This window comes from Streptomyces sp. NPDC034670 (genome assembly GCF_055574875.1).
On record NZ_JBVITR010000067.1, the window covers coordinates 1 to 12,754 of the forward strand.

Sequence of the window (12,754 nt, forward strand, 5' to 3'; positions counted from 1 at the left end):
TGCTCTGCCACGCTGACGTCCACCTCCCCCACCCCCCCCCCCCCCCCCCCACTCCCCCCCCCCCCCCCCCCCCCCCCCCCCCCCCCCCCCCCCCCCCCCCCCCCCCCCCCCCCCCCCCCCCCCCCCCCCCCCCCCCCCCCCCGGTCCTGCTATGCGGTCGGAGGCATGGGGAGAAAACCGGAGGGTGCGGAATCGGCGGCCCGGGTCTCGTGGTGTTCGAGCGGCCCGCCCGCGATGAAGCCCGTCATCCGGCCCTCACCGATGACGTGCAGCCGCTCTCCGCGCGCGAAGACCTGCGGACCGAGGATCGCCGTCACCCTCTCCTCGTCCTCCTCCGTTCCCTCACGCACCGTGATCCCCCGGTAGGAGGGGCGCACCAGCAACGCGCTGACGCCACCGACGTGGAGATCGATCCGGGTGTCGGACGCGGTGCGGCGTGAACTGCGCAGCAGGATCCGCCGGTGATGGGCGGCCGTGTACTGCCACACCGTGAAATGCCGGTCGGAGGAGTACTCCATCCTCAATCCCGCTTCCCTCCCGGACGCAGCGGCGGCTTGATGGCGTCCTTGGGAATCTCTTTCCCGTGGTCGTCGTAGAACCTCACATTGTCCCAGTCGAGCTTCTCGGTGCGGTAGTAGTACTCGAGTCGGCCCAGCTCCCATTCGGTGGACCTCCAGTTGGACCCTTGCCCGTTGCGCACGGCGAGGTCGAACTTCTGCTGCCACGTGCCGTTCGGGGGGTCGAAACCCTTGAGACTGATGGCGATCTTCTGGTTGCTGCGCATCGCGTCGTCCACCAGGCTCATCCACTTGGTGTAGGGGATTCCTCCCGGGAGGTAGCCCTCCACCGTCTGGAGGGAGGGATCCATGTGGTTGTACCCACCCGGAACGTTCCTGGTCGCGTCGTCGATGTGCTCGTTGACCCCCAGGACGAGGATCTTGCACTCGCTGTTGTGGACCAGCACCGGAGTACGGCCGGCCACCACGTGGAACGCGTGGAGATCCTCCACCGTGAGGCCGTAGGTGGTGATCCGCTGGACGGAGGTGCGGTGGGCGAGGACCGTCGCCGCGGATCCGCCGCCGGTCCGCAGGGTGTCGCCGGGGCGCAGGTCCGCCGCGGCCACCCAGGTGCGCAAGCCGGTGCTCCAGAACGGGTGGTCCTCGGTGGCCGTGATCTCGCCCCGGTCGCCGGTCGGCCCGCGGATGGTGACGGCGGTGAGGTGCTTGTCCCCGCGGGTGACGATCTGGTCCGTCACCCTGCGGGCACCGCTCTCACCGGTCAGCGGGTCCGTGGCGTGGACGAGGTCCCCGGCCTGCACCTGTTCGATCGGCTTGTGACTGCCGTCGGCCATGAGCACGGGCGTGCCGGCGGCGAAGCACTGGGTGCAGCCTCGCGTCGCCTGACGCAGGGCCCGGTAGGCAAGGGTCAGCCCGCGGAGCTTGGACGTCATGACGACGTCCTTCTGCAGCTCCCAGCAGGCCCAGAGGTCGCCCTTGCGCGCGCAGTTCTCCAGCTCGCCGAGTCCGAGGATGTTCTTCTCGAACTCCCACAGGCCCTTGCCGAACGCCTCCACGGAGGGGCCGAGGGCCAGGATCTCGCAGTACACCTCGTGATGCTGGCACCAGCGCCCGGGATTCTCGACGGCCTCGCACCCGAGGATCCCGCACCGGTACAGCTCGGCCGGGGTGACGCCCTGCTTCTCCGCGGCCTCCTTCTTGGCCACGGCCTCGCGGCGCCGCTGCTCCTCCTCCTCCCGGTACTTCTTGACCGCGGCGACGAACGCGTCCGTCGCCGCGCCGAGGGCTTCGGCCGCGCTCTTCCCGGCCCGCTGCGCGGACGCCTTCGCCGCGTTGGCCGACGCCCAGGCCATGCCGGCCGAGGTCTGCGCCAGTTCCGCCGACACCGTGGCGTCGCTGGCCGCGACCGCCGCCTGGCGGGCCGAGCTGTCGGCCCGCTGGGCCGCGGCGCGTGCCGTCCTCGCGGAATCGGCAGCCCGCTTCGCGGAGGCTTCCGCGTCCTTGGCGTGCCGGTCCGCCTGCGTGGCGTACCCCGCCGCCTCGGCGGCGGACTTCTCGGCCTTGTCGCGCCACCCCTGGGCCTCGGCAGCGGCCTGCCGGGCGGTTGCCGCCGTGGCCTGGGCCCGGGCGGCGTCCGCCTGTGCCGCGGCGGCGACCCGGCCCGCCTCGGCGACGAGGTTGAGCACCTGCTGCTGGTGGGTGAGGGCCAGCAGGTCCTTGCGCTGAGCGGTGTACTGGCCGGTCTCGACGAACTGGTGCAGCAGGTGTGCGGGGCCCTCCAGCGCGATGCGCGCGGCCGCCCGGACCTCGGGGGTGCCGCTGTCGATCAGCTGGGCGGCCCGGACCCTCTCGTCCTGCTCGCGCGCTTCCGCCAGCGTGGAGGTGAGGAACGTGCGGTAGGCGTCGGTGGTCGCCGTGTTCAGCGCCTGCCGGGCCTTCTCCTTGACGACGGGACCGCCCGCGTCCGCGGCCTTGGCCACCTCCACGCGGAAGGCCTCGCTGCCCGCGTCGTACTGTCCCTGGCGCAGGAAGGCGCTCACCGCGGCGGCGTCACCGTCCAGAGCCAGTTCGGCGGCGTCGCGGACCTCCTTGACGGCGCTCTCCTCCGCCAGCCGCTCGACATCGGCGCGGTCGTCCCGCGCCTGCGCGTCCGCACGTCCGGTGAGCACGTAGGCGACGACGCCCGCGGTGTCCTCGCCCAGGGCGTTCTGGGCGGCCGCGCGCAGCCAGGGTCCGCCGTTCTCCAGGTCCGACAGCGCCAGCTGCCGGCCCAGCCCGGCGATCTCCTCGTCGTCCGTGCCCTGCTGGGCCCGGCGCGCGAGGTCCTCGGCGGTGCGGCGCGCCTCCTCCACCGCCTCGGCCCGGGCGGTGCGCCGGGCTTCCTGCGCCTCCTCCTCGGCCTTGAGGTCGCGGGCCCTGGCGATGCCGGCGTTGGTGCGGACGAGCAGTTCCTCCGCCTCGACCTCACGGGCCAGCGCGTAGACGTCGCCCGCCTGTTCGGCTGCCTGCGAGGCGGTGTTCGCCGCCTCCGTCGCCGCGTTGGCGTGAACCCTGGACCTCTCGGCCGCCCAGGCGGCTTCGCCGGCGTGCTCCGCCGCGTCGTCCGCGGCGTCCGCCGCCTTCCTGGCGTGTTCCGCGGCGGACCGAGCGGCGTCGCGGGCCTGTCCGGCCGCCGTGGCCGCCTTGCGGGCGAGCGATTCGGCGGCGTTGGCGGCCCGGTTGGCCTCCGCGGCCTGGCGGTGGGCCGAGGCGGCCGCCGCCCGCGCGTTCGCGGCCGCGGTGCTGCTCTGCCCCGCGAACTGGCCCGCGAGCACGGCGGCGTCGGCCGCGGCGGCGGCATTGCTGCCGGCGCTGGCCGCGGAGAGGGCCGCCTTGCCCGCGGCGGTGGCGGCCTTCACGGCCTGGTCGGCGGCGTCGGCTGCCTTGGTGGCTCCCTGCGCCGCGTCCCGCGCCTGGACCGCGGCCTTCTTGGCGGCATCCGCCCGCGTGGCGTCGGTGGCCGCCGCCGCGGCGGCGTTGCGCGCCTTGGACGCGGCGTCGGCGGCGCCCGCGGCAGCAGCCGCTGCCTGTGCCGCCGCCGCGGACGCCACGCGCGCGGACCGGCTGGCCGCGTTGGCGGCCGAGATGGCCCGCTGGGCCGCCTTGGCCGCACCGGAAGCGGCTTTCGCCGCGCGGTTGGCCGCACGAGCGGCGTCGGCCGAGTCCTCCCTCGTGGCCTCGGCCTCCTTCGCCGCCTTCTGAGCGGCTTCCTTGGCCTGCCTGGACGCTTCCACCGCGTCGGCCGAGGCTTCTTCGGCGGCCCTGGTCTCGGTGGCGGCCAGTCTGCCCGCCTTCTCCGCCTGCTTCGCCAGCTCCGCGACGGTGGCGTGTTCCTGGTCGCGGTTGCGCGCGACGAACTGGCCCACCTCGAGGAACTCGCGGACGTCGTCCATGGTGCCGCTCAGGGCCAGTCGCCCGGCCGCCCGCACCTGCGGGCCGCCCGCCGCGACGAGCTGGGTGACCAGGACGCGGTCGTCCTGGTCCCGGGCTTCGCTCCACCCGGCCCGGAGGAACTCCGCCACGTCCTCCACGGTGCCGTTGAGAGCGGCTCGGCCGCGGGCCTGGACCTCGGGTCCGCCGGCGGCGATCGCCCGGGCCACGAGCACCCTCTGGTCCTGCTGGAAGGGTTCCTCCCACCCCTCCTTCATGAAGCGCGCCAGGTCGCCGACGTCCCCGGCCAGCGCCTCGCGGACGGCGGCGAGGGTGTTCTCCCCGCCGAGGCTCGCGAGCTGCGCCGCCTCGACCCGGTAGTCCTGGGCCTCCAGGTCCCCGTAGGTGGCCAGGAAGGTGACGATGTCCTGGTCGGAGCCGGCCAGTGCGGCCGCGGCGGCGGCCCTGACCTCGGTGCCGCTGGTGGCCCAGATGTCGACCACCTGCTGACGCGAGGTCAGGTGGACGGGCTCCACCGTCGCGTCAGGTGTCTCCTCGGCGGCGGCGGGGTTCACCACGAGCAGTCCGGAGAGGACGGCCGCGGCGGTGACGAACGAGATGCGTCTGGCGGCACGTCTCCGTTTTCCGGAGAGTCGTCGCCTTTTCCATTTCATGAGGCTCCTTCAATTCGGCGTTCCTGACCCCGGTCCGGACGGGAACGAAAGGGCGGCCGACGACCCGTTCAGAAGTGTCGCGCCCTAAAAGGCGTCAGCGGGCCCCGCCCTTTTCCCATCGTGGGGGCAGGACCCGCTGGGCCGTCGTCGCGTTCACGGGGTGTGTGGCGGAGTCCGGCCGTGCGAGCGCGTACGGAGCCGTACGGGAACCGGCCGGCGACCGCATCAGCCGGTGACGCGTATTTCGACCAGGACGGACTGGGCGCCGCCCACCGTTCCTTCGCCCACGGACTTGAATCCGCCTTCGGGTACGTCGACCGTCTGAGTCTGGCCCCCCGCGGTCAGGTCGGCGCTGATCGGCTGCTCGCCGGCCTCCAACGCGAATACCCGCGGAAGCTCGAGAGTGAGGTAGCCGGAGTCGGAGGTGGCCTCGAAGCAGTAGGTCCCCCGCCTTCCGGAGCCCGCGTCGGCGACCGCGAACACTCGGATCTGGTCCGCCTGCTGGTCGCATTCGACCAGCAGGACGCGTCCGTCTCCCCGCTTCAGCTCGATCCCCATGGAGGACCGGATCCGGTCCGCGCCGGGGTAGTTGAAGTCCTCCACGGCGTAAGGCACGTCGCCGGCCGCCGGGGGCGCGGAAGGGGGCTCCGCAGATGCGAGGCTGGAAAAGCCTCCGGCCGCAGCGAGTGCGGCGAGTGCAGTCACCGCGATCTTGGGTGCGCGTCTGATGACAGGTGTCCTTCCCTTGAGGGCGGATGGCCCCGGATACCGCACAGGAGCAATGAGGACCACCGCCGGAGCAATGGGTCCGGGAAGGCATGGCACAGACCTGAAAAAGCATCTGCAGCATGGGATGTCTTGGTGTCAAGTCTTTAATTCGACACCGCACTGTGCCGCCACCGCGCCCCCCGAAAAAGCAGACCAAGGATAGCAAGAGAACCACGCATTCCATCCATAGATCTGAGCAAATCCGCACCCACGAAGGACCGCAAACCGGTTACTCCCGCACCCAGGGACGCGTCGGTTCGGCCGCCCGTACGACGCGTTCGCGGACGCGACGCACCCGCACAAGGGAATCCAATAGATCCACTTCACGACATATATAGCCGATCTTCCTTTTAAGAAGAATGGAGCCCCAGGAATTCGCCATTCTGGCTGAATTAGGAGCCGGGGTGTCCACAGGCCGTGTGCCCCCCCTTGGACGGGGCGCCGGTACGTCACGCACCCGGCTTGCTCTCCCCGATGGGGTGAAAGCGTCCCGCACGTCTGGCGCGGTCCGGTGGGCCGGGCCACGCTGGGCGGGGGTGTCCGGGGGATGACGATGCACGTGAAGAACGGGTGGGGAGCGCGGGCCGCGCTCGCGGCGGTGTGCGCGGTGCTGCTGACGGGCTGCCAGAGCGCGCCGGGCGGCGGGAGCGAGGGGGAGGGCCGGCCGGGCGGGCGGGTGACGTCGCCGGCGCCGGTCCGGCCGTCCGGGTACGGGGCGGTGTTCCTCGCGGTGGACGAGTGCAGCTCGTTCGGCCGGACCCGCTTCACCGAGGTGCCCTGCACGAGCGAACGGGCGGCGGCCCGGGTGGTCGCCCGCCACGACGGCACCGTGCGCGAGGGACCGCGCTGCCCCGCCACCACGGACTTCGTGCTGCACATCAGCGAGCAGCGCCCCTCCCTCGACGAGGACGGCGACGGCGCGGTGCCGCGGGGCTACGCCTGCATGCGCAACCTCCAGCCCCCGCACCCCGGCGACCCGGGCGGCGGGGGCGGTCCGCGCACCATCGTCGGCGACTGCGTCTACGGCCTGGGCGACGGCAGGGTCCGCGAGACGGCCTGCGACGGCACGGGGAAGCGGAAGCCGGAGTACAAGGTGACGAAGGCCGTGGACACCCGGTCCGCGTGCCCGGCGTCCACGGCCCTCTACGTCCGGCTGGGCGGCACCTCGCCGGTGGGCTGCGCCCTCCCGGTGTAGTCCCGCCCCGGCGGCGTTCCTACGGGCGCAGGGTGCGCTCCCGCTCGACGCCGCGCCGGTCGAGCTTGGCGTCGAACTTCGCCAGCGGCTTCGCCGCCGCCGGGTTCTCCCGGACCGCGCTCGGGGCGACGCCCGCCCAGTCGAGGATGCGGGCCGTGGCGAACGCCTTCTCCTTCTCGACCAGTCCGGCCACGTTGGCACCGTGGTTCATGCCGGGGGCGGTGAGGACGTGGGAGTCGCGCGCCCCGTGTCCCAGGCGGAACGGCTCGGCGCCCCACGGGTCGTTCTCGCCGTAGACGAACAGCATCTGCCGCGCGTGGTGGCGGACCCAGGTGTCGATGTCCCGCATGGCCGAGGGCTCGAACCTCATCGGGATCGAGCGGGGGACGAAGTTGCGCGGCGGCTGGTAGCCGTAGCGGATGTACTTCTTCTCGATGTGCGGGAAGCGGATCGTCGGCGCGCCCAGCTGCGTACCGGCCTGGTAGTAGTACGGCGTGTACGGGCTCAGGCCCTGGTCGGTGTAGAATGAGAACCCGGAGATCGTGTCGATCGAGGTCCAGATCTCGTCGTCGGTGGCGTTCTTCGCGTCCGCCGGGATCCGCTCGCAGTCCGCCGTCGTGCTGTACTGCCAGAAGCCCCACACGTAGTCGAGGACGACGGCCTCGTACGCCCGGTCCAGGCTGCCGATGGTGTCGAAGGTGTAGCCGTGCTCGGCGGCGTACGCCGCGTACCGCTCCGTCAGCGGCGCGCGGCGCACCAGCGCCTCGCGCTGCACCGCGTTCAGCCGGTCGCGGCACTCCTCGGTGCCGACGGTGCGGAAGAAACGGTCGTAGGCCGAGTCCTCCTCGTTCACCACGTCGTTGGGGGCGACGTAGGCGACGACGCCGTCCATGTCGCGCGGGTAGAAGCGCTCGTAGTAGGTGGCGGTCATGCCGCCCTTGGAGCCTCCGGTGGAGATCCAGTTCTCGGGGTAGATCCCCTTCAGCGCCTCGAAGATGCGGTGCTGGTCGCTGGCGGCCTGCCAGATGTCCAGCTTGGACCAGTCGGCCGGGTCGGGCCGGGACGGGGTGAAGAAGCGGTACTCCATGGAGACCTGGTTGCCGTCCACGATCTGGGTCGGCTCGCTGCGGCGGGGCGTCGTGGAGACGCCGTAGCCGCCGGTGAAGAAGACGGTCGGCCGGGTGACGTCCTTGTGCAGCACGGTGATCCGCTGCTGGAACGTGCCCTTGGCGGGCCTGCGGTGGTCGACCGGCTGGGTGAAGTTCAGGACGAAGAAGCGGTAGCCGGTGTAGGGCTTCTCCTCGATCAGGCTCATGCCCGGAACGGAGAGCAGTCTCTCCTTGATGTCGACGGTGCCGGCGGTACTGGCGGTCCCGGTGGTCCCGGTGGCCTCCGGCTCGGCGGCGGTGGCCGCCCGGGCCGTGCCCATGGTGCCTATGAGCACCGTGAGCGCCAGCAGCCATCTGAGCGCCTTGCGCATGCGCACTCCCCTGTGAGACAGATGTGCGCCGGAAGCTAGCGGACCAACTCCCCGCAGCACCAGGGGACATAGGGGAATACCCGGGTCAGCACAGGATCCAGCCGGAGCTGACGGACCCGCCGCCGACCCTGCCCTTCACCCAGACGCAGCGGCGGCCGGCGTGCACGGTCACCGGGCCCGCGTGGCGCGTGAAGCGGCCCTCGTCGACGACCGGCCGGCCGCCGCGCGCCCGCACGCTCACCGACATCGCGCGCCGGGTGCCGGGCTTCTTGGCGAGGGTGACGGCGCAGACGTAGCCGCCGCGTTTGTGGACGGCCACGGAGCCGGTGGAGAAGGACAGGGTCCGCACCTTGCGCCCGGGGCAGGGCGCGGCGGCCTGCGCCTCGCCCGGAGCGGCGACGGCGAGCAGGCCCGAGGCGGTCAGCACGGCCAGGACGGGCGCGAGGCGCCGGCGTATCGCTCCACTGCCCACGTGTCGTTCCTCCCCGTACCGCGTCTGCCGCGACCAACGACGTACGGAGGTACGGACGCACGGCGTATGCCGGACGGTTGCGCGGTCGTCACGGAAGCGGGTGCGCGGGCACCACGGAAGCGGGTGCGCGGGCGCGGACGCACGGGAACAGGGGCACGGGAGCGGGTGCGCGGGAGCGGTTCAGCGCACCGCCCCGACCGGCTCCTCCGGCTCGGTCCGCCCGATGAACGTCCGCCACAGCTCCGCGTACCGGCCGTCGCGGGCCAGCAGCTCCTCGTGCGTGCCGTCCTCCACGACCCGCCCGTGGTCCAGGACGACCACCCGGTCGGCGCGGGCGGCGGTGGTCAGGCGGTGGGCGACGACCAGGGTGGTGCGGCGGCCCGCCAGCCGGTCGGTGGCCTGGTTGACCTGGGCCTCGGTGGCCAGGTCGAGCGCGGCCGTGGCCTCGTCGAGCAGCAGGATGTCCGGGTCGACGAGTTCGGCGCGGGCCAGCGCGATCAGCTGGCGCTGCCCGGCGGAGAGGTTGCGGCCGCGCTCGGCGACCTCGTGCAGGTAGCCGCCCTCCAGCGTGGCGATCATCTCGTGCGCGCCGACCGCGCGGGCCGCCGCCTCCACCTCGGCGTCGGTGGCGTCCGGGCGGCCGTAGGCGATGGCGTCGCGGACGGTGCCGGGGAAGAGGTACGCCTCCTGCGGGACGACGCCGAGCCGGCGCCGGTACGCCGTGAGGTCCAGGTCCCTGATGTCCGTGCCGTCGACGGTGACCCTGCCGCCGGTGGGGTCGTAGAACCGGGCCACCAGCTTGACCAGGGTGGACTTCCCGGCGCCGGTCTCGCCGACGAAGGCGACGGTCTGCCCGGCGGGGATGCGCAGGTCGATCCCGCTGAGCGCCTTCTCCGTCCTCTCCGCGCTCCCTCCGTTCTTCGCGTTCCCCGTGCTCTCCGCGTTCTCCGCCCGGTCGCCGGGGGCGTAGGCGAAGTGCACGTCCTCGAAGGCGATCTCCCCGCGCAGGGACGGCACGGCGACCGGCTTGCCGGCGGGCTCGGTGGAGGTCGGCTCGCGCAGCAGCTCCTGGATGCGGCCGAGCGAGACGGACGCCTGCTGGTAGCCGTCGAAGACCTGGGAGAGCTGCTGCACGGGGGCGAAGAACAGGTCGATGTAGAGCAGGTACGCCACCAGCGAGCCGATCGCCAGCGTCCCGTCGTCGACCCGGGCGCCGCCCACGACCAGGACCGCCGCCGCCGCGATCGCGGACAGGAACTGCACGAACGGGAAGTACACCGAGATCAGCCACTGGCCCCGGATCCGGGCGCTGCGGTAGCTCGCGCTGCGCTCGCCGAACCGGCGGACGCCGTCCCCCTCCCGGCGGAAGGCCTGCACGATCCGCAGCCCGGACACCGACTCCTGCAGGTCGGCGTTGACCGCGGACACGCGTTCGCGGGCCAGCTCGTACGCCTTCACGCTGGCCCGGCGGAAGAACCAGGTGGCGACGATCAGCGGGGGCAGGGTGGCGAAGACGACCAGGGCGAGCTGCACGTCGATCACCAGCAGGGCGACCATGATGCCGAAGAAGGTGACCACCGAGACGAACGCCGTCACCAGGCCCGTCTGCAGGAACGTCGACAGGGCGTCGACGTCGGTGGTCATCCGGGTCATGATCCGGCCGGTCAGCTCGCGCTCGTAGTAGTCGAGGCCGAGCCGCTGGAGCTGGGCGAAGATCTTCAGCCGGAGCGCGTACAGCACGCGTTCGCCGGTGCGTCCGGTCATCCGCATCTCGCCGACCTGCGCGGCCCACTGGACGGCCACGGTGAGCAGGGCGAGCAGCGAGGCGGCCCAGACCGCGCCGAGGGACACCTGGGTGACGCCCTGGTCGATGCCGTGCCGGATCAGCACCGGCAGCAGCAGGCCCATGCCGGCGTCCACGGCGACCAGGCCGAGGCTGACCAGGAGCGGCAGGCCGAAGCCGCGCAGCAGCCGGCGCAGGCCGTAGGAGTCCTCGGGCCGGACGGCGCGGGCCTCGTCGACGTCGGGGACGTCGGTCGCCGGGGGCAGCGCCTCGACCTGGGCGAGGAGTTCCGGGGTGGCCGGGGTGCCGGCCAGGGCGGTGTCCTTGGGCTCGCGGTCGCCGGTCCACAGCCGGGGCGTGACGCCGCGCTCGGCGTCGAACTCGGCGTCCAGCTCCGCGCGGACGGAGGTGTCCGCCTCCTCGGCCCCCCGGGGCCCGGCGGGCGGGGTGTGGCCCGGGGAGACGGCGCCGAGCTCGTCGGGGTCGGTGAGCAGCCGGCGGTAGAGGGCCGAGCGCCGCTGGAGCTCCTCGTGGGTGCCGATGTCGGCGAGCCGCCCGGCGTCGAGGACCGCGATGCGGTCGGCGAGATTGAGGGTGGAGCGCCGGTGGGCGATCAGCAGGGTCGTGCGCCCCCGCATGACCTCCCGGAGCACCTCGTGGATCTCGTGCTCGACGCGCGCGTCCACGGCGGAGGTCGCGTCGTCCAGGACCAGCAGGCGCGGGTCGGTGAGGATCGCCCGGGCGAGGGCGATGCGCTGGCGCTGGCCGCCGGACAGGGTCAGGCCGTGCTCGCCGACCGTGGTGTCGTAGCCGTCGGGCAGCTCGGTGATGAACCGGTCGGCCTGGGCCGCGCGGGCGGCGGCGGCGATCTGCTCGTCGGTGGCGTCCGGGCGGCCGTAGGCGATGTTGTTGCGGACCGTGTCGGAGAAGAGGAAGGAGTCCTCGGGGACCAGTCCGATCGCCGCCCGCAGGGACGCGGTGGTCAGCTCGCGCACGTCGTGGCCGCCGACGAGGACCGCGCCGCGCGTGACGTCGTAGAAGCGCGGCAGGAGCAGGGAGACGGTGGACTTGCCGGAGCCGGAGGAGCCGACGACGGCGAGGGTCTCGCCGGGGCGGATCTCGAAGGAGAGGCCGTCCAGGACCGGGTGCTCCGGGTCGTAGCCGAAGGAGACGTCGTCGAACTCGACGGTCGCGGGGGCGTCGGCGGGCAGTTCCCTGGTGCCGTCGGTCAGGGACGGCTCGGTGTCGATCAACTCCAGGACGCGCTCGGTGCTCGCGCGGGCCTGCTGGCCGACGGTGAGCACCATGGCGAGCATCCGGACCGGGCCGACGAGCTGGGCGAGGTAGGTGGAGAAGGCGACGAACGTGCCCAGCGTGACGTTCCCGCGGACGGCGAGCCATCCGCCGAGCGCCAGCATCGCCACCTGGCCGAGCGCCGGGACGGCCTGGAGGGCGGGGGTGTACCTCGCGTTCAGCCGGATGGTGCGCAGCCGTCCCGCGTACAGCCGCCGGCCGACCTCGCGCAGCTTGCCGGTCTCCTGGTCCTCCTGCCCGAAGCCCTTCACCACGCGGACGCCGCCGACCGCGCCGTCGACCACGCCGGCCACGGCGGCCGCCTGGGCCTGGGCGTACCAGGTGGAGGGGTGCAGCCGGGTGCGGCTGCGCTTGGCGATCCACCACAGGGCGGGGGCGACGGCGAGGGCGACGAGGGTGAGCGGCAGCGACAGCCACGCCATGATCACCAGGGAGAGCAGGAACAGCAGGAGGTTGCCGATGGTCATCGGCAGCATGAAGAGCAGGCCCTGGATCAGCTGGAGGTCGCTGGTGGCGCGGCCGACGACCTGCCCGGTGCTCAGCTCGTCCTGGCGGCGGCCGTCGAGCCGGGTGATCGTCCCGTACATCTCGGTCCGCAGGTCGTGCTGGACGTCGAGGGCGAGCCGGCCGCCGTAGTAGCGGCGGACGTAGGTGAGGACGTAGACGACGAGCGCGGCGCCGATCAGGGCGCCCGCCCAGGGGGCCATGGCGCGGCTGTCACCGCCGATCACGTCGTCGATGATCACCTTGGTGATCAGCGGGACCAGCGCCATCACGGCCATCCCGCCGAGGGAGGCGCCGAGCGCGAGCACGACGTCCTTGGGATGACGCCACGCGTATCCGGCCAGTCGCCGTGCCCATCCCCGTTGCGGTGTCACGCGGTGCCCTCCGATCGTCCTGATCTGCCGGAAGGCACCAACACCACCGGGAGCGGATTTCATCCCTCCGCACCGTTCGGGACGGCACGTACGGGGCGCGGGGGCGAGCGGGCCGGACGGGACCCGGTCGCCGCCGCCCGGGGGGGGGGGGGGGCGGCGGGGGGGGGGGGGGTGGGGGGGGGGGTGCGCGGGTGGACATCCTCACCACCAACGGCCGAAACCCCTTCCCCACCGGCCTGCGCGCGAGTGTATATTACGGCTTTT

General features: G+C 72.9%; 7 protein-coding genes. 1 reads left to right on the top strand and 6 read right to left on the bottom strand.

The features are described 5' to 3' along the window. Positions 1-149 precede the first annotated feature (149 nt). From ACZ56B_RS29765 to ACZ56B_RS29775, 3 genes are all read right to left on the bottom strand, one after another. Positions 150-518: a hypothetical protein gene (locus ACZ56B_RS29765; RefSeq protein WP_468797226.1), complete on the bottom strand. Its 369-nt coding sequence runs from the start codon at positions 516-518 to the stop codon at positions 150-152. A 2-nt stretch (positions 519-520) separates the two neighbouring features. After that, positions 521-4,600: a polymorphic toxin-type HINT domain-containing protein gene (locus ACZ56B_RS29770; protein WP_468797228.1), complete on the bottom strand. Its 4,080-nt coding sequence runs from the start codon at positions 4,598-4,600 to the stop codon at positions 521-523. A 225-nt stretch (positions 4,601-4,825) separates the two neighbouring features. Beyond that, entirely contained in the window at positions 4,826-5,203 is a 378-nt protein-coding gene (locus ACZ56B_RS29775; RefSeq protein ID WP_468797231.1) for a hypothetical protein, read from the bottom strand. 718 nt (positions 5,204-5,921) lie between these two features. On the opposite strand from ACZ56B_RS29775, the gene ACZ56B_RS29780 reads away from it, so the two are divergent. Beyond that, entirely contained in the window at positions 5,922-6,563 is a 642-nt protein-coding gene (locus ACZ56B_RS29780; protein WP_468797283.1) for a hypothetical protein, read from the top strand. A gap of 19 nt (positions 6,564-6,582) precedes the next feature. Here ACZ56B_RS29780 and ACZ56B_RS29785 read toward each other — a convergent pair whose 3' ends face one another. The 3 genes from ACZ56B_RS29785 to ACZ56B_RS29795 all read right to left on the bottom strand — a co-directional run bounded on the left by ACZ56B_RS29785 (position 6,583) and on the right by ACZ56B_RS29795 (position 12,490). Next, positions 6,583-8,043 (bottom strand): S28 family serine protease, encoded by a 1,461-nt coding sequence (locus tag ACZ56B_RS29785; RefSeq protein ID WP_468797234.1) that lies wholly within the window; start codon positions 8,041-8,043, stop codon positions 6,583-6,585. 85 nt (positions 8,044-8,128) lie between these two features. Beyond that, positions 8,129-8,515, bottom strand: a complete 387-nt coding sequence (locus ACZ56B_RS29790) for a hypothetical protein (RefSeq protein ID WP_468797237.1) — start codon at positions 8,513-8,515, stop codon at positions 8,129-8,131. Between the two features lie 180 nt (positions 8,516-8,695). Beyond that, complete coding sequence (locus ACZ56B_RS29795) at positions 8,696-12,490, bottom strand: ABC transporter ATP-binding protein (protein ID WP_468797240.1); 3,795 nt, start codon at positions 12,488-12,490, stop codon at positions 8,696-8,698. Positions 12,491-12,754 lie beyond the last annotated feature (264 nt).